This window comes from Allorhizobium ampelinum S4, assembly GCF_000016285.1.
Taxonomy (GTDB): Bacteria; Pseudomonadota; Alphaproteobacteria; order Rhizobiales; family Rhizobiaceae; genus Allorhizobium; species Allorhizobium ampelinum.
The window spans coordinates 739,196-763,421 of the sequence record NC_011988.1; the positions used below are offsets into that span (position 1 = coordinate 739,196).

The 24,226-nt window shown below is 58.4% G+C and carries 18 protein-coding genes; 8 read left to right on the top strand and 10 right to left on the bottom strand.

Going from position 1 to position 24,226, the window contains the following annotated elements; genetic code table 11:
* Positions 1–33 precede the first annotated feature (33 nt).
* Positions 34–1,317: an NAD(P)/FAD-dependent oxidoreductase gene (locus tag AVI_RS20415; protein WP_012654036.1), complete on the top strand. Its 1,284-nt coding sequence runs from the start codon at positions 34–36 to the stop codon at positions 1,315–1,317.
* Between the two features lie 59 nt (positions 1,318–1,376).
* Positions 1,377–2,912 carry an L-piperidine-6-carboxylate dehydrogenase gene (gene amaB, locus AVI_RS20420; RefSeq protein WP_012654037.1) on the top strand — a complete coding sequence of 512 codons (1,536 nt, stop codon included), beginning with the start codon at positions 1,377–1,379 and terminating at the stop codon, positions 2,910–2,912.
* Between the two features lie 50 nt (positions 2,913–2,962).
* Here the strand turns inward: amaB and AVI_RS20425 are convergent, their stop codons facing one another.
* Both AVI_RS20425 and AVI_RS20430 read right to left on the bottom strand, forming a co-directional pair.
* A complete protein-coding gene (locus tag AVI_RS20425) occupies positions 2,963–3,835 on the bottom strand; it encodes an NAD(P)-dependent oxidoreductase (RefSeq protein ID WP_012654038.1) in 873 nt (290 codons plus the stop codon).
* Positions 3,832–4,251 (bottom strand): GlcG/HbpS family heme-binding protein, encoded by a 420-nt coding sequence (locus AVI_RS20430; protein WP_012654039.1) that lies wholly within the window; start codon positions 4,249–4,251, stop codon positions 3,832–3,834. The genes AVI_RS20425 and AVI_RS20430 overlap by 4 nt, the downstream gene beginning before the upstream one ends.
* 164 nt (positions 4,252–4,415) lie before the next feature.
* Between AVI_RS20430 and AVI_RS20435 the strand changes: the two genes are divergently transcribed.
* Positions 4,416–5,306: an SMP-30/gluconolactonase/LRE family protein gene (locus tag AVI_RS20435; protein ID WP_012654040.1), complete on the top strand. Its 891-nt coding sequence runs from the start codon at positions 4,416–4,418 to the stop codon at positions 5,304–5,306.
* A gap of 20 nt (positions 5,307–5,326) precedes the next feature.
* On the opposite strand, the gene AVI_RS20440 is transcribed toward AVI_RS20435, so the two are convergent.
* The 6 genes from AVI_RS20440 to AVI_RS20465 all read right to left on the bottom strand — a co-directional run bounded on the left by AVI_RS20440 (position 5,327) and on the right by AVI_RS20465 (position 13,370).
* Positions 5,327–6,604 (bottom strand): glycosyltransferase, encoded by a 1,278-nt coding sequence (locus AVI_RS20440; RefSeq protein WP_012654041.1) that lies wholly within the window; start codon positions 6,602–6,604, stop codon positions 5,327–5,329.
* Between the two features lie 223 nt (positions 6,605–6,827).
* Positions 6,828–7,652 (bottom strand): helix-turn-helix transcriptional regulator, encoded by an 825-nt coding sequence (locus AVI_RS20445; RefSeq protein ID WP_041698563.1) that lies wholly within the window; start codon positions 7,650–7,652, stop codon positions 6,828–6,830.
* A 631-nt stretch (positions 7,653–8,283) separates the two neighbouring features.
* Positions 8,284–9,588, bottom strand: coding sequence for a diaminopimelate decarboxylase (lysA, locus tag AVI_RS20450; RefSeq protein ID WP_234895224.1), 1,305 nt, complete (start codon positions 9,586–9,588; stop codon positions 8,284–8,286).
* Positions 9,589–9,724: 136 nt separating this feature from the next.
* Positions 9,725–10,912: a PLP-dependent transferase gene (locus AVI_RS20455; protein ID WP_012654044.1), complete on the bottom strand. Its 1,188-nt coding sequence runs from the start codon at positions 10,910–10,912 to the stop codon at positions 9,725–9,727.
* Positions 10,909–12,321: an MATE family efflux transporter gene (locus AVI_RS20460; RefSeq protein WP_012654045.1), complete on the bottom strand. Its 1,413-nt coding sequence runs from the start codon at positions 12,319–12,321 to the stop codon at positions 10,909–10,911. The genes AVI_RS20455 and AVI_RS20460 overlap by 4 nt, the downstream gene beginning before the upstream one ends.
* Positions 12,321–13,370: a GNAT family N-acetyltransferase gene (locus tag AVI_RS20465; protein ID WP_012654046.1), complete on the bottom strand. Its 1,050-nt coding sequence runs from the start codon at positions 13,368–13,370 to the stop codon at positions 12,321–12,323. The genes AVI_RS20460 and AVI_RS20465 overlap by 1 nt, the downstream gene beginning before the upstream one ends.
* A gap of 437 nt (positions 13,371–13,807) precedes the next feature.
* Between AVI_RS20465 and AVI_RS20470 the strand changes: the two genes are divergently transcribed.
* The 4 genes from AVI_RS20470 (at position 13,808) to AVI_RS20485 (ending at position 20,781) form a co-directional block, all read left to right on the top strand.
* The gene (locus AVI_RS20470; RefSeq protein ID WP_012654047.1) at positions 13,808–17,791 is read left to right on the top strand and encodes a non-ribosomal peptide synthetase; all 3,984 of its coding nucleotides are present in this window, start codon (positions 13,808–13,810) and stop codon (positions 17,789–17,791) included.
* Between the two features lie 55 nt (positions 17,792–17,846).
* Complete coding sequence (locus AVI_RS20475; RefSeq protein ID WP_012654048.1) at positions 17,847–19,163, top strand: lysine N(6)-hydroxylase/L-ornithine N(5)-oxygenase family protein; 1,317 nt, start codon at positions 17,847–17,849, stop codon at positions 19,161–19,163.
* A gap of 375 nt (positions 19,164–19,538) precedes the next feature.
* A complete protein-coding gene (locus tag AVI_RS20480; RefSeq protein WP_012654049.1) occupies positions 19,539–20,162 on the top strand; it encodes a sigma-70 family RNA polymerase sigma factor in 624 nt (207 codons plus the stop codon).
* A gap of 199 nt (positions 20,163–20,361) precedes the next feature.
* Complete coding sequence (locus AVI_RS20485) at positions 20,362–20,781, top strand: GNAT family N-acetyltransferase (protein ID WP_080517052.1); 420 nt, start codon at positions 20,362–20,364, stop codon at positions 20,779–20,781.
* Positions 20,782–20,831: 50 nt separating this feature from the next.
* Here AVI_RS20485 and fhuF read toward each other — a convergent pair whose 3' ends face one another.
* Together fhuF and AVI_RS20495 are read right to left on the bottom strand one after the other, a co-directional pair.
* Complete coding sequence (gene fhuF / locus AVI_RS20490) at positions 20,832–21,617, bottom strand: siderophore-iron reductase FhuF (RefSeq protein WP_012654051.1); 786 nt, start codon at positions 21,615–21,617, stop codon at positions 20,832–20,834.
* 116 nt (positions 21,618–21,733) lie between these two features.
* Positions 21,734–22,669 (bottom strand): helix-turn-helix domain-containing protein, encoded by a 936-nt coding sequence (locus AVI_RS20495; RefSeq protein WP_012654052.1) that lies wholly within the window; start codon positions 22,667–22,669, stop codon positions 21,734–21,736.
* A gap of 265 nt (positions 22,670–22,934) precedes the next feature.
* On the opposite strand from AVI_RS20495, the gene AVI_RS20500 reads away from it, so the two are divergent.
* The gene (locus AVI_RS20500) at positions 22,935–24,167 is read left to right on the top strand and encodes an ABC transporter substrate-binding protein (protein WP_012654053.1); all 1,233 of its coding nucleotides are present in this window, start codon (positions 22,935–22,937) and stop codon (positions 24,165–24,167) included.
* The last annotated feature ends 59 nt before the right edge of the window (positions 24,168–24,226 follow it).

A 24,226-nucleotide genomic window follows, 5' to 3' on the forward strand; every position in this document is an offset into this window, starting at 1 on the left:
CTTCCGGTTCGGTTGCGATATAAGGGAACTGTCATGCAGGGGAATCCAAGATCGCACGGGCTATGGGAGCGAACCGCGCCATCGCCGCCACCCACATCGGTGCTCACCGACCACCTGATTGCCGATGTCGTCGTGGTCGGTGGCGGCTATACTGGGCTGTCCGCTGCCTTGCATCTGGCCGAGGCCGGGGTTTCCGTTGTGTTGCTGGAAGCGGTCGAGATCGGCTTTGGCGGCGCGGGCCGTAATGTCGGGCTGATCAACGGCGGCATGTGGGTGATGCCGGACGACGTGCCGAAGGTGCTTGGCCCTGTGCATGGAGAGCGGGCGCTGAAGCAATTGGGCGAAGCGCCGCTCTTGGTGCGCGAGACAATCGAAAAACACGGTATCGCCTGCGAGTTGGAAACCAATGGCACGCTGCATCTGGCCGTGGGTAACGCCGGGTTGGAGGAATTGCAGAACCGTCACCGGCAATGGGTGGCGCGCGGTGCGCCGGTGGAGCTTCTGTCTGCCGAGGAAACGGCATTTCGCGTCGGAAGCACTGCCTATGCCGGTTCATTGTTTGATCCCCGGGCCGGAACGCTGCAACCGCTTGCCTATGCGCGGGGGCTTGCTGCTGCCGCCATTCGCGCCGGTGTGCGGATTTTCACCGGCAGCCCGGTGGTGGAAACTGAGCGAGAAGGCGAGAACTGGGTGGTCAAGACCGCCTCCGGCCATGTCTCCTGCCGCTGGATCATCGTTTCCACCGATGCTTATTCCACCGGTCCCTGGAAAAGCGTGCGGGAAGAGCAGATGCATCTTCCCTATTTCAATTTCGCCACCGTACCGCTTGGAGAAAATTTGCGCCGCTCCTTGTTGGCGAACCGCGAAGGCTGCTGGGATACACGGGAAATCCTGTCGTCCTTCCGCATGGACCAGGCCGGTCGGCTGGTGTTTGGAAGTGTCGGCGCACTACGCCATGGCGGGGCTGCGGTGCATCGCGCCTGGGCCAAGCGCAGCCTGAAGCGGCTGTTTCCGCAATTGGGCGATGTGGAGTTCGAGACCGAATGGTATGGCAAGATCGGCATGACACGCGATGCCGTGCCGCGCTTTCACCACTTTGCCAAGCGGGTTGTCGGCTTTAGCGGCTATAATGGCCGTGGGATTGCGCCCGGCACGTCTTTCGGGCGGACATTGGCGCAATTGGTTCTGGGCGAGATCGGCGAGGCGGATCTGCCCTTGCCGCTATCCGAGCCGGAAACCATTGCGTTGCGCACGGTCAAGGAAATCTACTACGAAGCGGGCGCGCAAATCGCTCATCTGGCGGATAGCCGGTTCTGATCCGGTCGCCACTCAACATCATTCACATACAAACGACGTTTCAAGGAAAGATCATATCGATGTCGAAACTCAACCTGCCTGCCGATGTATCGCGCATTCTTACAAATCTCGGTATTTCCGCCGGGACTTTGTCGGGCGGTTCGCTGACGGTCACATCGCCTGTCGATGGCAGCACGCTTGCCACGCTTGCAACGGTGTCCAGCGATGAGGCAAGCAAGGCCATCGACAATGCACATGCCGCTTTCTTAGCGTGGCGCATGGTGCCAGCCCCCAAGCGCGGCGAATTGGTGCGCTTGCTGGGCGAGGAATTGCGCGCCCATAAGGACGATCTCGGTCGCCTCGTGTCCATCGAGGTTGGTAAGGTCACCTCTGAGGGGCTGGGCGAAGTGCAGGAAATGATCGACATCTGCGATTTCGCGGTCGGTCTGTCGCGCCAGCTTTACGGCCTGACCATCGCCACCGAACGCGGCGAACACCGGATGATGGAAACCTGGCATCCCCTCGGCGTCACCGGCATTATCTCGGCCTTCAATTTTCCGGTCGCGGTCTGGTGCTGGAATGCGGCGCTGGCGCTGGTTTGCGGCAATTCGACGGTCTGGAAGCCATCGGAAAAGACGCCGATTACCGCCCTTGCTACTCAGGCGATTTTCGAGAAAGCCGTTCGTCGTTATGTGGCGGCTGGCGGCAGCGCGCCGGACGGGCTTTCAACCGTGCTGATCGGTGAGCGCGCCATTGGCGAAGTGCTGGTGGATCATCCGAAAGTGCCATTGGTTTCGGCCACCGGTTCGACAGCCATGGGCCGAGCGGTCGGTCCGCGTTTGGCGGCCCGCTTTGCCCGGTCAATCCTGGAACTGGGTGGCAATAACGCCGCCATCGTCGGCCCGACCGCCGATCTCGATCTGACCCTGCGCGGCGTTGCCTTTGCCGCCATGGGCACGGCTGGTCAACGCTGCACAACGCTTCGCCGCCTGTTTGTGCATGACAGCGTTTACGACACGCTGGTTCCCCGGCTGATCAAGGCCTATGGCTCCGTCACCATCGGCAATCCGCTGGAGACCGGCACGCTGGTTGGACCGTTGATCGATGGCCGTGCTTATGAGGCGATGCAAACGGCGCTGACTGCGGCAAAGGCCGCTGGCGGCGTGGTGCATGGCGGCATGCGCGTGCGGGAAGAAGAGGCTGCCTCCGCCTATTATGTGCGCCCCGCCCTGGTGGAAATGCCCTCCCAGACCGGGCCGGTGAAGGATGAAACCTTCGCACCGATCCTTTATGTGATCCGCTACAGCGATTTTGATGCCGCTTTGGCGCTGAATAACGATGTGCCGCAGGGCCTGTCCTCGTCGATCTTCACCAATGACCTGCGCGAAGCCGAGGCGTTTCTATCGGATCGCGGCTCCGATTGCGGCATTGCCAATGTCAATATCGGCCCATCCGGTGCGGAAATCGGCGGCGCTTTCGGGGGCGAGAAGGAAACCGGTGGCGGGCGCGAATCCGGCTCGGATGCCTGGAAAGCCTATATGCGCCGCGCCACCAACACGGTGAATTTCGGACGCTCGCTGCCCTTGGCCCAGGGCGTGAAATTCGACGTCGAATAATCAGTTGCCGCCATACTCCCGGTAGAGACGGGGAGTATGGCGGCGATACTTCAATCCTTTACGGGCTGAATCTGTTGCAGCCAGAGATAATAGGCCGAGTGGTCGAGATCTGCGCCGCCTTTGTTCTGCACCAGGTCGGTGAAGCCCGCCCGCACCGTTTCCGATAGCGGCAGCGTCAAATCGTGTTCGGCGGCGACCGAAAGCGCATTATTTAAGTCTTTCAACTGCGCAGCGGATCGTCCACCCGGCGTGAAGTTGCCGGTCACCATCCGCTCACCATGCAGGTCCAGAATCCGGCTATCGGCAAAGCCACCCCGTAAAGCGTCGCGCAGCGTTGCCGGATCGCATCCTGCCGATTGTGCCAGCCGAAAGGCTTCAGCGACCGCGCCGATGGTGACGGCGACGATCAACTGATTGGCAAGTTTCGCCGTCTGGCCGGTGCCGACCGGCCCCATCAGTGTTGGACGGCCAAGTTTTTCGAGAATCGGCACGGCGGCTGCGAAATCCTCCGGCGCGCCGCCGACGAAAATCGACAGCGACTTTGCCTTGGCCCCAGCCACACCGCCGGAGACGGGGGCATCGAGGAATCGTTTGCCCATTTGCCGGGCCAAAGACGCGAGATCGCGGTCGCAGGCCGGCTCCACCGATCCCATGTCGATGATCAGCGCGCCTTCGCCTGCCGCAGCCATTGCGCCGCTGTCTTCCAGTGTGGCGCGGGTGGCCGGACCATCGAGCAGCATGGAAATCACCACATCCGCACCCCTGGCTGCGTCTGCCGGGCTGGCGGCAACGCGGGCCACATCGGACAAGGCCTGCGCCTTTTGTGGGGAGCGATTCCAGACCACGACCTCGAAATCCGCAGCCAGATGACGGGCCATCGGCTCCCCCATCAATCCGGTGCCGAGAAAGGCGATCCGGGTCATGACAGCTCCGCCCCAATGGCGGCAAGGGCCGCGCGCGCCACGTCTTCGTCCTGTTCGCCCGAGCCGGAGCCGACGCCGATCCCACCGAGCAACATGCCGTTGACCTTAATGGGCAGGCCACCCTTCAGCCCCGTCGCTTCGCCTTGGGTTGCTGCAGCCAGCAACAGCTTGGCGTGGTCGGGAACGCTGTGGCTGGGAGCGGCAAGCGAGGCTGCCGTCCGCGCCTTGGCCCTCGCGCTTTTTAAGGAGAGGTAGCGCGAACCGCGCATCCGAAACGACGCCAGTTCTACGCCGCTGTGATCGACAATGATAATGCATTGCGGCTGACCCATCGCGGTCGCGGCATCGATTGCTGCGCGCAAAAGTGCTGCGACGCCTTCGTCGGTCAAGGCGCTTGAGGGTATCGTAAAGCTCATGGCATGCTCTCCCTTGGCAGTTTCTACCGGTCATGTTATCGATACCATATTCGAACCGGTCCAGCTTGGCGAGTAGGAATAGGTGTCTCACCCAGCACCGTCAGTTTGATTTTTCGAACCCGAATACCAAGTCCAGACTATCAAGTGTTGGGAGGCGCTCCGTCATGTCGTTCTTTGAGATATCCGATCCCGCCTTTGGCCGGTTTGTGATGGGCAATGCCCCGGTCAAGCAATTGGCAACCGGCTTTGATTGGGTGGAAGGACCTGTCTGGTTTGGCGATCTGGACTGCCTGCTGTTTTCCGACATCCCCAACAATCGTATTCTGCGCTGGATGCCGGATGGCAGCCTTACCACCTTTCGTGCGCCCTCCAATTTTGCCAATGGCCATACCCGAGACAGGCAAGGGCGCTTGGTGAGTTGTGAGCACGGTACACGGCGTGTGACCCGCACTGAATATGACGGCACGATTACGGTGATTGCAGATAGCTTTGAGGGCAAGCGTCTCAATTCGCCCAATGATGTGATTGTGGCTTCCGATGGGGCGATCTGGTTCAGTGACCCGCATTACGGCATCGCCACTGATTACGAAGGCACGAAAAGCGAGCAGGAATTGCCCTGCAATGTCTACCGTGTCGATCCATCCGGGGTGATTTCTGCCGTGTTAACCGATTTCAACGGTCCGAACGGACTGGTCTTCAGCCCGGATGAAAAACGGCTTTACGTGGCCGATACTGGCCGTATGCATAGCAGCGATCCGCAGCATATCCGCGTGTTCGATGTCGGTGATGGATGGAAGCTGACCGGCGGCAACGTGTTTCATGTCATCGCCAAGGGCTGTGCCGACGGCATGCGGCTCGACTCTGACGGCAATCTCTGGTCCTCGGCTGCCGATGGCGTCCACTGCATCGCCCCGGACGGTCATTTGATGGGCAAGATCCTGGTGCCGGAAACGGTCTCCAATCTCTGCTTCGGCGGGCGTGGCAAGCATCGATTGTTCATAACCGCAACAACCAGTCTCTATGCCATTTCCCTGAACCGCAAGGGGGCTGCCTGACAGGATCTATCTAGCAAAGGTCAGACCGACCATTTGCTTTTCACGCCAAGGCTTTCGATTGCAGAAATGGCCACAGCGATCCCGTCTTCTGCCCGCATGCGTTGACCAAGCGCTGTCGCATGATGGCGCATGTCGTCGCAGTCGGCAGAGATGATTGCCGAGGCTAGAGCATCGGCGGTCAAGGCAGCGCGGTCCAGCGCTGGCGGCGCAACGCCGAGTTTTTCAAGGCGGCTGCCCCAGAATGGCTGATCCCCAAAGAATGGTACAACCACTGAGGCAATGCCAGCACGTGCCGCAGCAGTGGTGGTGCCAGCGCCTCCGTGGTGAACCGCCAGCGCCATTTTGGGAAACAGCCAATCATGCGGCGCCCGGTCAATCTGGAAGATATTTCCACCAGCTTCACTGTCCGCGCCGTTGAGACCGCCCCAACCACTGGCAAGCACGATGCGTTTGCCAGTCTTGCGTACCGCTTGCAACACGATATCAGTGAAGCGGCCTCCATCCGGCCCAACCATGCTGCCGAAGCCGACATAGACGGGCGGAGGCCCACCTTTTAGAAAACGCGTCAGATCGTCCGGTGCGGCCCATGTCGAACTTTCCTGCAACTGCCAGGGGCCGGTGACTCGGACATTGGAGGGGAGCGAGGCAGGCGGCTCGACAAGCGTCGGGCTATAGGCAAACAGGCGCAGATGCGAACGAGGCTTATAGGTATAGGGACCACGCCAGGGATAAGGCGCCAACCGCAGGGCCGGGCGCACGACCTCATTATAAGCGGGGCGCAAAATATGCCAAATCAGCATTTGCGTGGCATGGCCAAGTGCCACATTGATTGGTCCCGGCAAGCTCCTCGCCCAACCCGGCAGCGGCAGAAGCGGCGGTTGCCGCGAGGGCAGGGTGGGGACCAATTGCGTTTCCGCGACAGGAAGGCCCAGATATTCGCCGAGCGCTGCGGCAAGATGAAAGACCATACCGTTGCCAATCAGCAGATCGGCACCCTCTGTTGCTCTAAGGCCTTGGGCAGGCCAACTGGCGGCCATGGTTTTCAACCTTCGCCGCGCCGCCTTGGCAATAGCAAGCGGTGAAAGACCGTTGGACAGCGTCGTCCGATCATTGCGCATCCAGTCAAGGAAATCGCCACGCAAGGGGGCGAATTCCAAGCCGTGATGGGTGACGAGATCGGCACATTGCGGATCGGTGGCAATTCTGACCTTGTGACCGGCCTGCTTCAACCCAACGCCAAGAGCAACCAGCGGCCGCACATCGCCTTCGGTGCCAATCGTGAATATGACGATCTGCATGGTTTACTCATTCACCAGATAGTGATGCCTGACATTGGCACCCGACATTGGACACATTCTAAAGCGGCTATTGGGCAAGTCACTCAATGCCCCATGCATTTTCTGCGATGCAACTTTCGAATTGCAATGTGCCAATGCTAGCGACTTGGCACTGCAACACGTCAGTCGTTCAGCCCCACTCCCCCTATCAAGCCTAAGAGGATTTTAGTCAGCGACGATGACGTCAGGCTCGGCTGGGCATGGCCATTGTGGCTTTGCGTCCGTCGCCCGACTGAAAACGGTCGGTCTGGATCAATCCAAGCATGATTGCTTTGACAACGGCCTGGGTACGGTTGACGGCTTCCAGCTTGCGCTTGACCGACTCCATGTAAAATTCGACCGATTTTTCGGAAATGCCGAGGATTTTGGCAATTTCCCATGACGACTTGCCCTTGGACACCCAGATCACGGTTTCCTTTTCCCGTGCCGACAGGAATGACCGGCGGCGGCGATAGCTGCCGATCAGGTGCTCTTCCATGACAACTGGCAGCGCACAGGAATGAAAGAATTGCGAGATAATGTGAATAAGATGAGCTTCCGGCAGGCTGTCCTGGAATTTTTCGTCGGGGATTACAGTCATGATTGCCAGTTCGCCATGGCGGGACATGAGAGGCACGGTCAGCCCGTTGACAATGCCACGTTTTGCAGCATCTTCGATAACGCAACGCTCTTCTTCCGTCAGCTTGTCGCTATCAATGGCATCGCTCCAACGAAACGGTGTCTTGCGAGAGAGAGAAATCCCGACGATGGGATCGCAATAGACATACCGCTCCGATGCGTATCGCTCCACCCATTCCTCTGGATAGTTGTTGATGCCGAATGTATGGCGGGTTTCATTCGTAGCATTCAGCACAGGGGTTTGAAGAATGTGATAGGAAAAATACTTGTAACCCAGTGATTTTATACTGGATTCCATGACGGCTTTCATCTCAGCGGCGGAGACGGCGGCATTGAGGCGCATAATAAAGCGATCGAGAGGATCTACGGTCTTATGTTTGATGTCATGCATGAAATAAAACTCCAAATCGTCACTTCGTGAAATTTTTGAGGCCGGGCATTCGGGGCCGGAAATTGGGAGGATTGGAATGCCCGCAAATATAAAATTCAGAAAATGCTGTTTTAATATTGGAAAATAAATGTAACTATTGGTAGCGCTTGAAAATGTGTTGTATTATGCGTCATGTTGCAGTGTAGCATTTACAAGCAGGGGGTCAATGTCAATTTGAAATTGAAACGGGTCAATTTCAATGGAAACAAAATCTGAACATTGACGCCTGCCACGCCCGTATGGTGCGTTTACGATTGGCGACTGCCCCAGATCAGGTCAGTTTTGCGCGCGCAAATTTCGTGTTTGTGGTCTGTTGTGGCACGAGTCCTGCTGTGACTCTGGGCGTTTTTAGGGGTAAATTCGCGTGTTGCGATGCAAAATCATCCAGGAAATATAACGTATTACAGCATCCTGTGTGCGGTTTATAAAACGCGCGGCTCTGTCAGAGGTCGCCATAAATGCCTGCCGCCCATTCTGGCGACGGCCTTGCGGCATTCGGCCTGCGAATATGCTCAGGCATTTGGCCGCCTTGAGCATATTCTGCGTTGTCGTCGGCAGAGTTTGCCGTCCCGGCTCTCGTTGGGTCTTTGGCTTATGCCGTTGTTTCAAGCGCCAGCAGGTCATCCAGCGTCTGGCGCCTGCGAATCAGCCGGTGGTTGTCCCCCTCGATCAGGACTTCCGGTGCGTACAGCCTGCTATTATAGTTTGACGACATGGAGGCGCCATAGGCGCCGGTGTCGTGAAATACCATGTAGTCGCCCGGTTGCGCTTGCGGCAGGTCGCGCTTTTCAATCGTCCCGAATTCGCCCTGGGTGAAGACATCGCCGGATTCGCAAAGCGGTCCTGCCACCACTGTCGGCACCGGCACGTCGCTATGCGGTGCGCTATTATTCGGGGCGGGCAAGACGGAGATGCCGTGATAGCTGCCATACATCGCCGGGCGGGCCAAATCGCTGAATCCGGCATCGACAAGGATGAAATGATTGCTGCCCATGGTTTTGGTGGCGCGGACCTCGGCCAGCAGAACGCCCGAATCCGCCGTCAGAAACCGGCCCGGCTCGATTTCGAGCCGGATCTTGTGGCGCAGATATTCCTCGATCTGTTTGCGGGCGCTATCCCAAAGCGCGAAATAATGGACGGTATCGATTTCTTCCTCACCATCCTTATAGGGGATGGAGAGGCCGCCGCCCGCCGAAATCGCCTCGATATCGGCACCAAGCTCGCAGCAGAATGTTACCATCGCCCCGCAAACCCGTTGCAGATGCCGGTAATCGACGCCGGAGCCGATATGCATGTGCAGGCCGACTAGCGTCAGCGAGTAGCGCCGCACGGCTGCCAGAGCCTCCTGCAATTGCTCAAACCAGATGCCATGCTTGCTGTTTTCGCCGCCGGTATTGGTCTTGTTGCTATGGCCGTGGCCGAAACCGGGATTGATGCGCAGCCAGACCCGATGCCCCGGAGAGCGTGCGCCAAGTTGGTGCAGCATATCGATGGAGCCGGCATTGACCTCGATTTTGTCAGCGACCACCCGGTCCAATGTGCTGCGATCAAACACATCGGCGGTAAAGACGATCTCGGCAACACCGGAGGCCTGGCCGGTGACATAACCCGCTCTTCTGGCCCGCTCGATTTCACCCAGCGTCACCGCATCGACGACCACCCCGGCCTCACGCATCTGCCGCAGGATATGGGTATTTGAACAGGCTTTTTGGGCAAAGCGAATGACGTCGAAGGACGACAATTGTGCGATACGGGCGCGGATCGTGTCTGCGTCATAGACCCAGACCGGCGTTCCATAGGTTTGCGCAAGCGTGGTGAGTGTGTCGTTTGAAAGGCGTGTCATGGTGTATGGATCGATCCGGGTTCGAAAATCGGGCGGCACATTTGAGCGCGACATTGGGGGGCCTTGGGATAAAGGCAGGCAAACGATGGCGCGCGCGTGACATATGGCAAAAATACCGGCGAAGCGCTACAGGCGCGCCGCCGGTCATTTGGCAGTTTCAATCAATTAAGCGAGCAAGGGGAGGCGGCTTTTACCGTGCGGCTTGCGCGAGCGCCTGATCCAGATCGGCAATGATCGCCTTTGCCTCATGCAGTCCGACATTGAGGCGGATGGTTCGATCACTGACGCCGAAACGGGCAAAGACATTGGTTTCCGGCGAAATGCTGAGTGCCGCCTTGGCGGGAACGACAAGGCTTTCCGGCCCACCCCAGCTGACCCCGATCCGAACCAGTTGCAAGGCATCGACAAAAGTCGCGACATCGATGTCATCGGTGACTTCGAAGGAAAACAATCCGCCAAAGCCTGTCAATGTGGTGCGGCCTGGATGGTCGCTGAAGACCGGGTGCATGACCCGTCCTACGGCTTGGCTGGCTTTCAGCCAGTGTGCGACTTCGAGACCTGCCTCATGGTGATGGCGCATGCGGAAAGGGAGTGTTTCCAGATTGCGCAATACCAGCCAGGCCTCGAAAGGTGAAAGCTTGGCGCCGGTATAGGGAAAGATTTCGCCGTTGATCCGGGCGATGTGTTCCTTCGATCCGGTGACGAGACCGGCGACGGTATCGCTTTGGCCGCCCAGATATTTCGAAGCGGCATGGATGACAAGATCGATGCCTGCGGCAATTGGTTTCTGATAGAGCGGTGTTGCCCAGGAATTATCGACAATGGTCAAGACGCCATGACGGCGCGCCGCAGCGCCAACCGCGACCAGATCCTGAAGCTCGAACACCATCGAGGTCGGGCTTTCGAGATAGGCAATTTTTGCGCCCGGCAGGGCGGCAATCAGGCTTTCGGTATCCGTGCCATCGATATAATCGACGAGAACGCCGAAGCGCTTCAGCACTTTTTCGAAAAACCGGAACGCATCGCTATAGACATGCCGGACCGTGACAATCCGGTCGCCTGAATTGACGAAGGCGAGAATGGTCGCGGCAATCGCGCCCATGCCGCTGGAAAACGCCCGCGCGGCCTCCGCGCCTTCCATTTCGGCGATCCGGTGCTCGAGGATCTGGACGGTTGGATTATCGCCACGTGAATAGATTGGCTTGTGGGAGCGCCCGGCAAACACATCTTCCAACTCGGCATAGCTGTCGAACAGAAACAGCGATGTCTGATAGATCGGCGGCACGGCGGCATCGAAGGGGTCGTGACCGGTAAAACCGGCAGGAGGCGGAACCGGAATGGTTTTCGCGGCAGGGTCGAATCTGGGTGTCTCGTTCATGATAAACCTCTTGTCTCTGGATGGAGTGCGGACAGGCCGGGGAGTGGGCCGTCGCTGGAAGGAAGGTTGGAAGGGAGGATGGTCGCCCATTCGCGGCGGGCGACGACAATGCCGAGAGCGGCGGTCAGCACCGCAGCAGTGGCAGGCGCAATCGCAACGCCGGTAAAGCCGAGCCAGGCGGGCAAAAGCAAAAGAAGCGGGATCAGCATGTAACCATTCGGTGCCAGCCCGACGAGGGCCGACAGGCCAGCCCGTCCGCGTGATTGCAGCATGACCAGGAGCACCGATTGGAAGGCCGCCAGCGGAAAGACCGGAAACAGCAGACGAAGACAGGCAGCGGTTTGCTCGGCAACCTCAGGGCTTTGCGTGAACAGCCGGGCGATGGGACCTGCTGCGACCAGCAAGAGCGTGGAATAGCAGAGAGCAACGGGAATGGTGATCATCAGCATGAAGCGAATAGCAGCCTTGATGCGCTGGTCATCACCCAGCCCCACGGCATGGCTGACGACGCTTTGCGCGCCAAGGCAGAAGCCGAAGACCGGCAATTGCCCGAAGGCAATCAGCCGGATGGCAATGGCAATGGCGGCAACGCCGGCTTCACCGCCGCTTTGGCTTGCCTGGCGCAACAACACCATGAAGCCAAGGCCGGTGACGATGCTGGTGGCGCAGGCTGGGATGCCAATGCTGGAGATCGGTTTCAGCAGGCGCCAGCGGATCAGGCTCAGATCAATTCTGACATTGCCCTTCCTACGGTAGAAATAAACCGCATAGGCTAGGAGCGCAGCAACGGTCGATACCATGGTGGCAATCGCCGCGCCCGCTTCCCGAAAATCGAGCAGGAAAATGAACACCGGATCAAGCGCGATGTTGAGGGCAAAGCTGGCAATCAACACCGTCATCGAGAAGCGTGAATTGCCCTCGGCAATGGCAATAAAATCACAGATCGCCTGCAACATGCCGAGCGTCACGCCAAAGGCGATCAACCGTCCATAGATCAGGCCCGAGGCGAGAAGATCACCTTCACCGCCCACCGCCTGCACGAACGCTGGCAAGGCGAGATAAATGAGCGTGGACAGCACGATGCCCATCGGCACGGCAGCAACCAGGGCCGTCACCGCAACCGAGGATGCGGCCTTCACATCGCCCTGACCGAGTGAGCGCGCCAGAAGCGTGGCAAGGCCTATGCCCAAGCCTTCCGTTGCGGCGCTAACCAGCAGGAACAGCGGCAGCACGAGGCTGACGCCTGCCAGCGCCTGCGGCCCCAATGCGCCGATGAACATGGCGTTGACGGCGTGGTGGGCGGCGCTGGCTGTCAGCCCTGCCACGGCGGGCAGGGCAACCGTCATCACCAGCCGCTTGATGCGCGGATCGTTGAGATCGGCTGCCATTTTCGTCGTTGACGACGTCATTAAAGGCTGCCTCGCGCCAAGGAACCAGGAATGTTAAGGCCATCCTCATCGACCAGACCGGTCAGGTCGGGTGAAAGCAGCTGGTCGGCAAAGAACCGTTCGCGCAACAGCATGACCAGCAAAGCCTTTTTATGCGGAAATTGGACATGCTTGATCTTGGCGAAGCCGGAACGGTCGAGATTGCGGATCTGCTGGTGATGATGGTGGATGGGCTCGCCGACGATGCGGCGCGTGCGCGGGTCGGCGAGGAACATGTAGTGCATCAGCGAGGGCAGCCAGGCGCTGACATAGGGTTTGCCGCGAAATGTATCCTCGCCGATTGCCACATGCCAGCCGCGATCATGGCTGTCAGCATCGTAATGCGGGCCGAGCCGGTCTTCCTTGGCCCAGTACAGCTCAAAATAGCCGAAAGGCACGCCGTCGAACGTGCCGATCAGCGGCAAGGTGCGGGGGTCGGCAAGCCGGTTTTCGATAAAGTTGCGATGTTGGGAAAGCGTGCCGTTGTCTTCCCAGATCGCGGCCACGCGCGGATCGTTCATCCAACGGTGGAAATGCGGCAGATCCGCTTCTGGTGAGGCGACGTGAAAACCGAGAACCTTGTCCAGCCAGGGGATGAAGCGGCTATAGACCGGCCCAACCGGCTTTGGCGGTCGCATGGGATGCAAGGTGCCATTGGTCATCACCGGAATGTCGGGATAGGCAGGCGGTACTTGGCCGAGCCAGAGCGCCGATTGCTGAAAAAAGCCCTGGGCTTTTGCGATCCAGCCGCCCTCTGTGGGGAGCAGCATGCCGGAAGCGGCAAAGGGTGTGCCATCCACGCTGTCCGGCAGGTCCACGGCAAGCGTATGGATCTCCGGGTGGCAGGTCAGGATCGCCTCCAGCATGGCACCGAGTGTGGAGAAACTGCTGACTTGCTGGGAAACGACCGCCTCTATGGAGAGTGTTTCAACGATCAGCCGGGGCGTATCTGACCAGACGATATGGCCTCCGGCAATGACGGAACCGCTCTGCTCGATCCGCAAAGTATCATCATGCGCGATTACAATCAAAGATTGTAAATTGTTGAAGGAATAACTGCGGAAGCCGCCTGCTGGAAAGCGCAGGCTGGAGCAAGGCGTGCCGGTGTTTGCTTGCACGGTTGCGAGAGAGGCGTCCATATCTATGTCTCCGTTTGCATCGTGGCCAAACCTGCACGGACATGGATCATGCCCGCGATAAAATAGTGCCACTCCCAGCAGGACGAATGAGCGCTTCGCGAATTCACATGTATCGCGAAATTTAATTTCCGAAAATTTTCTTCTGAATTTTCCAACCTGTCATTCGTCATCAAGCCAATAGATTTGACGAGATCTGTTTCAGAAAATGAATAATAAAAAATCTGATTTTCTTTGGTGTTGCTTTAAAAATATATCAGAATTTTATTGAAGTAGAAAATTATAAATAAAAACTCAGATGAAAACTGCAAAAGCGCGAGGCTCTGGAAGCAATGACAATTCATGATCGGGCAACGACGGCCGCATCAATCGCCAAACCCGGATTCGATGAGGGGCGTGCATGGCCATTATCATCGCAGCAATCACGGATCTGGCTGTTGTCGCAGGCGGGCCATGAGGCGGTCTATGGACGTCAGTCGATCGGCTTTCGCTTCGCGTCCGTCGGGATTGGTCGTGCACACGCTGGAATTGAAGCGCTGATGCGTCGTCATCCCCTGTTAAATCGTCGCTTTGAGGTCCGGGCGGGTGGGATCGTTTATCAGTTGCTCGGCCAAAAAACCTTGCCTGTTGTTGAGTGTGTTCTGGCAAGGGATGAGGATCTGGAGGTAGCCTTAAAGCAGGCGTCCGCCGCTTATTCCGGAAGGGCGCTCGACCTGGAAAAGGATGCCGCCGGTCAATTGACGCTATTTACGGCTGGGGGGCAGGCGGTTGGTGTGCTGTTGTCCTTGCATCCTCTTATCGGCGACCGGTCGGCACTCGACCGGTTGGCGGTCGATTTTCTTGTTGGACTAGATCGGCAGGTTGATCTGGTGGGCGAAGAGGCGGGTTTGATCGAGGCCTCACATTGGTTGGCCCAGGGCGCAGCAATGCCCCAAACCTCAGATGCTGACGCCGATTTCTGGTTTCACCGGTTGGCTGCACAGGAGACGGTGGCGATGCTGCCAACCCAGGCTCCAGCGGTAGGCGTGACCAGTTCTGATCAGCAGGCATGGCGCGAAAAACGCGTCGAGGTCGCATGCTCTGCCTCCGCATCCATGGCCGATGTGACACATGACAGTCTGGCGGCGCTTTCCATTGTGCTTCGTCGCTATAGCGGCTGCGGTACCCAGCGGATCGGGCTGGTAACGCGGCAGGCTGATTGCCCGGTTGTGACCCGCACCGAAGATCTGTTGCTCGTCACCAGCGAGATCGACGGTCGTTTGGCTCTCAGCGCGGTGCGCGAACGGCTGGGCGAGGGGGTTGCCACCGCGCTGTCCCACCGCTTGCCGTTCGAAGCGCTGACGAATGCCCTGGCGCGGCGCGACGATGGATTCGAGGCAACCAGCCTGGTTGCAACGGTGCTGGATGTGCGGCCCGCCCTGCAGGTGGAGGCCCAGGTTTTGGCCGGTCAGCCGGTCGCCGTTCTGGTGGAGCCGCCTGCGCGGCGCGATGCAGGTCTGGTGGTTACCGTTTCCGGTCTGGGTACGCAGACATTGGCGATCCGGCTGGGCTATGATCCGCAGAGCCATAGTGATGCAATAATCGAGCGGTTCGCCCACGATCTCCGTCTGGCGTTCGAGGCTCTGCGGGGGCAGCCGGAGCAGCTGGTCAGAGCGATTGCCTTCATGCCGGCTGAAGAGCTGGATCGGCTGTCAGCACCCTATCCCGACCAGCCGGAGACTGATGATGGTACGCCGATCCATCAGGTGATTTCAGCGCAGGCGCAGCGCAGGCCAGACGCTTTCGCGGTGGCTCAGGGCGATACGTCAATTACCCATGGCGCGCTGGAGGCCGCCGCCAACCGGCTCGCCCATCGGCTGGTCGCCATGGGAATCGGCCCGGAAGACCGGGTCGCCGTGGCGCTGAACAAATCCATTGATGCGATTATCGCCATTTTGGCGGTGCTGAAAGCCGGTGGCGCTTTTACCCCGGTCGAGCCGGATCATCCCGAGGCCCGCAATCGCCATATCCTCAGCGCGCCGGGTCTGGCGCTGGTGATTTCGCGCAGCCGCTACATCACCGATCTGCCGCGTGACATCGGCACGCCGATCCTCAATCTCGACAAGCTCGATCTATCCTCGGAAAGCACCGAGCCGCCGGTCATCGCCATTGCACCGGCCCAGCTTGCCTATGTGATTTATACCTCCGGCTCCACCGGTATCCCCAAGGGGGTGGCCGTTGAGCATGGTCCGTTGGCGCATCATTGCAAGGCGACGCTGCGCATCTATGAAATGGATGAGACTTCCTGCGAATATCCGGTCTTGCCCTTCACCTCGGATGGCGGGCATGAACGCTGGATGGTGCCGCTGATGGCGGGTGGCGGTGTGGTGCTAACGGCGGATAAGCTGGCGACGCCGGAAGATGCTTTCGCGCTGATGCGCAGGCACGGCGTCAACAATGCCAGCCTGCCGACCAGCTATGTCAGGGGTCTTGCCGAATATGCGGCGGAAAAGGGCGGAATACCGCAGCTGCGGCTCTATTCCTTCGGCGGTGAAGCGCTATCCCAGGCGGTCTTCGATCTGCTGACCGACAATCTCAAGGCGCAGATGCTGATCAACGGATATGGGCCAACCGAAACCATCATGACGCCGATGGTGTGGAAAATCCCGGCGGGAACCCGGTTTGAGGGAACGGTTGCGCCGATTGGCCGGGGCGTCGGCGACCGTCGCATCTATGTGCTGGATAGCGATCTTGTGCCGGTGCCGGTCGGGGTGATCGGCGAGATCCATATCGGCGGCAGCGGCATTGCCCGCGGCTATCTCGGCCAGCCGGAGCTGACGGCGGAGCGTTTCATTGATGATCCGTTTTCCGCCAATAGTGGGCGGATGTACAAGTCCGGCGATCTGGGCCGCTGGCGCGAAGATGGCACGGTAGAATTTGCCGGTCGTGTCGATCACCAGATCAAATTGCGCGGCTATCGCATCGAGCCGGGCGAAATCGAGGCGGTGCTGCGGGCTGATCCGAATGTGTCGGAAGCCGTGGTGCTGCTGCATCAGGATAGCGGACGCAGCGCGCTGATCGCCTATGTGGTGGCTCGGGAAGACGAGGATGTGAACGTCAACGACCTTCGTCGCGCCGCCGTCACCGCCCTGCCGGATTACATGGTGCCACAGCATATCATGGTGCTCGATGCGTTGCCGATGGGGCCGAACAGCAAGCTTGACCGCAGCGCGCTGCCGCTGCCGAAGCTCCAACGTGATATCGTCCCCCCCGCCGACGACAAGGAAGCCGCCATTCTGGAGGTCTGGAAACAGATCCTTGATATCGCAGAACTCAGCGTCACCGAAAACTTCTTCGATGTCGGCGGCCAGTCGCTGGCGGCAGTGCGGATCGTTTCGCGGCTGAAAATGCAGCATCCGAAATGGCCGCTGACCATTGCCGACATGTTCAACTATCCGACCGTGCGGGATCTGGCACTGGCGATGGACGAAAACCGGCAGGAGGACAAGGTCGGGGCGATCTATCTGCGCCGCGACGGCGACCGTCCGGTGCTCTATTGCTTCCCGGGTCTTCTGGTCAGCACGCGGGAATATATGCGGTTGGTGGATTATCTCGGGCCGAACCAGCCGGCCACGGGCTTCGTCTGCTATTCGCTGACGGAAACGCCAGCGCTCAGCACCAGGGTCGAGGATATTACCGCCCGCTACGCCGAAGCGGTGCGCAGCCAGGCCAAGGGACGGCCTTGCGCCTTTCTTGGCTGGTCGTGGGGCGGGCTTCTCGCCTATGAGGCAGCGCAGCAGCTTGGCAATGACGTCGATCTTCGGATGATCGGCATGGTCGATGTCTGCGACATGGGCGATGAATTCGCCATTGGCGTCTGGCCGCATTTCGAGCCTGGGGTGCGTGAGCGCACCCATGACGCCGTGCAACGCTGGCTAAAGGTAGCGCCGATGCGCGAGGCCTGGTTGACGCTGATGGCGGCGATGGATGCGGAGGTTTACGAGCAATTCCTGCATCATATCGTTAAGCATAACGTGCCGCTGCCTGTCGATGGGCCGGATATCGGCTCAGAAGAGCATATTTTCTGGGTTCTGCTCGATAACGCGATGATTTTCCGCAATTATCAGCTGAAAGCCTCGGAGTTCCGCATCCATGCATTTTCCGCTGAAGATTCGGTGACGCGGGGCCTCAGCGTCATCGATTGGCGACGCTATTCGCCCAATGCGACGGCTTGCGAATTGGTGACTGGCACCAACCATCTGTCGATTATCGGCAAGTCCCGTTTCCATCAGCGTTTTGCCCAGCGGCTGGATCTGGCCATTCAAGTCAAGCCGTAATCCGGCTCTTTATTTTCCCTCCCTTTTGTTTTCAAACTCAGTCTGGAGTGCAATCATGACATCCCACGTGCTCGATCTGGCGGGAGCCGGAATTGGTCCGTTCAATCTCAGCCTTGCCGCGCAGCTGGATTCGATCCCAGCGGTCACGGCGCAATTTTTTGACAGCCGCCCGGCGTTTTCCTGGCATCCGGGCATGATGCTGCCGGGTGCCGATATGCAGACCTCCTTCCTGAAAGATCTGGTCACAGGCACCAACCCAACCAGCCCCTGGAGTTTCCTGTCCTATCTGGTGCGCCACAAGCGCTTCTACCAGTTTTTGAATGCCGAATATGAGGCGGTGCCGCGCAAGGAATTTGCCGATTATCTGGGCTGGGTGGCCCGTGGCCTGCCATCGCTGTCCTTCGATCAAACGGTGCGCCAGGTCGATGTGGCGGATCGGCTGTTGTCCATCGATGTCGATGGCACCCGCGTTCTGGCCCGCACCATGGCGGTTGGTATCGGCAAGAAACCATCCCTGCCAGATTGGGCCGAAGGCCTGCCAAAATCGATGATTTTCCACAGCAGCGAGGCCACAGAGCGGCTCGGCGGCATCAAGGCGCGCAGGGTGGCGGTGATTGGCGGCGGCCAGAGCGGCGCTGAAATCGTAGATGCGCTGCTTGACTTGAAAAGCGTGGCTTCGATCCAATGGATCAGCCGCAGGGCGAATTTTGAGCCGCTCGACGCGACGCCCTTCACCAATGAACTGTTCACCCCGGCCTATATGGATCGTTTCCATGGTCTGGCCGAGGACCTTCGCATTACCCATACCCGCCGCCAGCTTCTGGCCAGTGACGGCGTTTCGCCATCGACCCTGAAGAAGCTTTATCGCCGACTGTATGAGCGGCAACTGGAAACGGCAGGCAGGGATGACGGCATGATGCTGCGTCCGCATCGCGATGTGATCGCCGCCAAGCGCAATGGGGCGACAATCGAACTCACCATGCGCAATGGTTTTGACGACGCAATCGAAACGGTTGAGGTCGATATGATCGTCGCTGCCACCGGCTATCGCTTCGAATTACCGGAATTCCTGCGCTCGTTTGAAGATCGGATCGAGCACAACAGCCTTGGGGAACCTGTGCTCAATCGTGATTTTTCGCTCAAGTGGGATGGGCCGGAGGAAAACCGGATTTTTGTACTGAATGCCGGGCGTCATAGCCACGGGATTGCCGAGCCACAGCTCAGTCTGGCTGCCTGGAGAAGTGCCGTTATCGTCAATGCCATGCTTGGCTATGACTATTTCGATTTGGTGCAACCGCAACCTCTGGTGCAGTGGGAAAGCCAGGGGAGGGCATCCGAAATGTCTTCTCGTCTGGGGGAGGCTGCCGAATAAGGCATCCTACGAAAGAGTTGAGGCCGCTTTTCGGACCCTCCGATGAGAAAACAAAGTCCTATTGCATCGTACAGATTCCAACGTTCAGTACGATGCAATAGGCGGGGTCAATGCTGCCGCCGCACCGCAAGGAATAGTGGCGGGCAGGGCGTGGATTGCAACGATGCTAAGGCGTGTTTTGAGTACGCCACTCCTTTGTTTTTCGCATATTGTATATTCAATAAATATTGAAAATCAGTAGGTTGATATTGATCACAGAAATGGCAAGGGTCTCTCGATTTTATCTTGACTCATTAAATCATGTTTTCTAGTGTGCCCCGGAAATAAAGGGGGGAATTCCACGGTTTCAATCTGGGATTTCAAGGCGAGCCCGACATGATAGCCAATATTTCGCAATCGATATGTGACGAACAGATAAAAACTGCCCTGATGAACAAGTCGAAACTCCTGGGGGCCGCGCGGCGGATTACCGGTTGTGCCTCTTTGGCGGAAGACATCGTTCAGGAAGTGCTTTTGCAACTTGTTGCAAAGCCATTGCCGCCGGATATTGCGGTTCCAGCGTCCTATATGATGCGGATGGTGCGCAATCTCGCCACCGACCATATGCGTCGGCTGCGTTATGAGCGGGGCCTGTTTGCCGTTGAGGAGGAGGGCGATAGCACATCCGATTACGGCAGCCCCGAAGAGCATTTGCGCGAGGTGGAAGCCTATCAGGCCTTCTGCTGCACCATCGAGGCTATGCCGCCCCGGACGCGTAAATTCTACGAGGACCATTTTTTCGAAGGGGTGCCGCAAAATATTATCGCCAGGCAGGCAGGTGTCTCCTGCGCCTTGGTCTGCGGTTTGCTGCGTGATGCCCATGCGCAATGCCTGGCTGCCATCTGCCCGGATGGGGTAAAATGCCGAGCCTCGAGCCGCAAAGGTAAACGCGATGCGTTGCCGATGCCCCCTCTAAGCGAGGAGGTGCATCCGCTCTACTGCAATCGTTCGGCGGCTTGACGCCGGGAGACCTCGACCGGGTTTACGATTTTGCCGTTGCGGATTTCTGAAATGCGGGTGGCGTTATGCCTGCATTTTCTGTCTGAAACCGCAATGGCGCACCACGTTTTTACGATAAAAATAATTGAAAAGATGAGTGATTATTGTGCTTGTTATTATCGAATTGACCGCCGACAAGGGTGAAATCTGCCGCGAGATCATGTCGGAACTGTCCGACTGGTTTACGGAGCCTGCGGTGATCGATGCCTGCGCGAATGCAGCAGAGACCTTGCCGATGTTCGGCTGCCTTGACGGGAACACTGTGGCCGGATTTGTCATGCTGAAACCGCATCTGCCCGATGCCGTGGAAATCGTGGCGATCGGTACCCGCCGGGCCTATCACCGCAAGGGGGCAGGCAGGCTCCTGCTGTCAGTGGTGGAGGATTTTGCCCGCAAAGCCGGTTGCCGACTGGTGACGGTGAAGACCCTGGCACCACGTGGCAAACAGGAGCCGCAATACGAAGCCACGCGGGCCTTCTACGACCGGAATGGATTTATTCGCGCTGAGGTGTTTCCGACCCTCTGGCACGAAGATCATCCGTGTCTGATGCTTGTGAAGCCTTTGGCGGACGGGGAGTAATCGTCCCTAGCCGATGGGACTGTCCTGAATTCGCCTGAAATTGACAAACTCTAGCGACGGCCATCGGGCAGGGGGCAGAGGTCGCCACATCCGGGAACGCCCGGCAGGTTATAGCGCAGGCAGCAGACCTTGCGCTGGAAATGATCCATACCGCATTGGCGGCGGGCCAGCTTGATCATTCCAAACAATGGATTGCGACTGCCATCTGGCCAATGCTGGCCCGAGATGATCTCGATGGCTTCTTCCATCAGGTGCGGACCGGCCTGATTGCCGATTTCCTTGATGATCCAGTTGAGATAGACGGCGACATTGTTCCACATCAGCTTCGGCGCAACGCCGCAATGCCCGGCAATGAGGGTAATCAGTGGCGCGGCATGGTCGCGCAGGATCGCGTGGAGATCGTTTATCGCGGGGGCCTGGCCAGCGGGGCGGCCTGGACCTGACAGCAGGAACGCTTTTGGTTCGGCTGTCTGTGGATCGCAGACCAGCGATAGCTGGGAAAGCCCGAGTGATAATTGCCGCCGATGCACCAGACGGTGGACCGTAGGCGCAATGGTCAGGATGCTGAAATAATAGAGCGTCCACATCGAGATTACCGCACGCTTGTCAGCGCCGGGAAACTTGCAAGTGTAGCGGGCGATAATATCGGCAAACACATCCGGGTCGGAAAGCGAGGTGCAAGGGATAATCTCGGCATCCTCAGGCGGGTCCAGCAGCAGTTTGCCGCGGCAAAAGGCAAAGCGCTCGTCGCCCGGCATGTCGGGCGACCAGTCATCGTCGATGGTGGGTAGAACGCCACGCACCAACGGCCTGGACATCTGGATCGTTGAACCCATGGGTTTTTCCGCCGCTTGATCGATTGCTTGCTGCAACCGACCGCAGATTAGAATGGGGATTTCCAGGCGTCAAGAAAACATGATGATAATAATCATATTTAACATCGGCAAGGCGATTATGCGATTGACTGTGCCGCGGTGCCTTTCGCTCGCATCCGGCGGCGATATTGGACCGGTTTTTCCATGAACCGACGCTGGAAGGCCTCGTAAAAGGTCGAGAGCGAGCCAAAGCCTGACTCGTAGGCCACTTCAGTAATCGGCATATCGGAGGAAATCAGCAGGGATTGGGCGGTGTCCAGCCGGTGGCGGATGATCGCCTGGTTGATGGTGGTGCCCACCGCACGCTTGAACAGGCTCATGGCATAATTGGGATGCAGACCGGCGGCGCGGCCAACATCCTCGGCAGAAATCGTGTCAGGTGCGTGCTCGCCGATGAAGCGCAGCATTTTTTCCACATGCAGCATCCAGCCCGCATCGCGTTGACCGAGGCTTGCCAGCGCCGATCCCTGTTCGCGCAGGTCACGCCAGCCGTCCCGTTCGATCCGCATCAGGCGGGCGGTCAGTTCGCTGCGGACGATCTCGATATCGCCTTCATCGCCACCCAGCAATTCGTCACGCCAGCGCAGAAAGATTTCACGGTCCCAGGCCCGCAGGTGCAAAGCCTCGATGACGGCGCCGCGAAACACCGAGTCGCGAAACTGGCTGAGGCTGGCCAATCCCAGAAACACCGACATCGGCACATAAAGACAGATAAAGCGGGTGCCTTCCCGCCGGTCGATCACCTGATGGGGGATCATCCCCCAGAACAGGCAGAGCCGGCCTTCCGAAATCGTCAGCTCCCGGCCATCGAACCAATAGGTCATTGAGCCTTCCAGCACGAAATTCAGCTCGATTTGGCTGTGCATATGCGGCCCAGCCATCTTCTGGACATCCAGCAATTCTCCGGCGCAGAAGCGGTTATCGCCAAATACAACCAGGGGATGGGCGGGATCGCGCTCGGGGTGTACAGGTGTTGCACCAAGTCTGTTGATCAAGGGAGGACGTCGAGTCATTTCGCACCGAAAATCTTAGGATACCGGAATTTTAAGCCTGGATTTCGGAGGTAGATTGCGGCTTTCTGGCGCACGGTCAAGGCGCTTTTGCAGGAGGCAGACGCAAAGAAGCTGAGAGTTGCAGAGAGGGCAGGATGTCTTGGGGCCGTTCGGCTGAGGCAAGACATCATGCTGGAGATATAAAATGTGACAGCGACCTTGAATGCCTTCTGCAGGCGACGAGGTTACTGTCATACCGCAGACAATGATTCCGGGGAGGAATGTGATGATTTGCTTTAAAATGATGCCGAGCTTGGCGCTTGGCTATGCATTGACCATGTCAACGGCGTTTGCTGGTCAGATTGTGCTCAATTCCGATCAGTCGGACCCAACGCCGAAAAAGGCGATGGAAGAGCTGCTGAAGGATTTCCAGGCCGCCAATCCTGACGTGACCGTCAAATGGAATAATTTCGACCACGAGGGCTATAAATCCGCGATCCGCAACTTTCTGACAGCTGACGCGCCGGATGTCGTGTCCTGGTATTCTGGCAACCGCATGGCGCCCTTCGTCAAGGCTGGCCTGTTTGAGGATGTCAGCGATATCTGGGCCAAGGACGATCTCAACAATCAGTTGAAATCCGCCACCAAGTCGATGGAAATCGATGGCAAGAAATGGGGCATTCCCTATTCCACCTATCAATGGGGTATTTACTACCGCAAGGATATTTTTGCCGCTCAAGGTATCACGCCGCCCAAGACCTGGGCCGAGTTGCTGGCGGCCTGCGACAAGCTGAAAAAGGCCGGTATCACACCCTTTACCATCGGCACCAAGGCACTGTGGCCGACGGCAGGCTGGTTCGACTATCTCGACCTGCGCGTCAACGGTTATGAATTCCATATGGACCTGACGGCCGGAAAGGTGCCTTACACCGACCCGCGCGTCAAAGCCGTGTTTGCGAAATGGGATGAACTGATCAAGCCCGGCTATTTCATCGCCAACCATGCCGCACTTGATTGGCAGGATGCCATGCCGCAATTCGTGCAGGGCAAGGCGGCCATGTATTTGATGGGTAACTTTGCCGTGGCCCCGATGAAGGATGGCGGCTTGAAGGAAGAGCAGATCGGCTTCCTGCAATTCCCGGAAATCACCCCCGGCCTGCCGCGGGCGGAAGATGCGCCGACCGAATCCTTCCACATTCCCTCGGGCGCCAAGAACAAGACGGATGCGCGCAAATTCCTGGCTTATCTCGCGAAGCCGGAAACCCAGACCAAGATGAACGCCACCCTTGGCCAGCTGCCGATCAACAACAAGTCGGAAAAATCCAGCGATCCGTTCCTCAGCGCCGGTTTCGATATGTTGTCGAGCGCTTACGCATTGGCGCAGTTCTATGATCGTGACGCGCCTGCCGATATGGCCAAGGCCGGCATGGAAGGCTTCCAGGAGTTCATGGTCAAGCCTGACAAGGTCGATGCCATCCTGGCCCGTCTCGATAAGGTCCGTGCCCGCGTTTACAAATAATCGGTTCTCCCGACGGCCGGATGTCGCGCAAGTGGCATTCGGCCGATTTTCAGTCACAG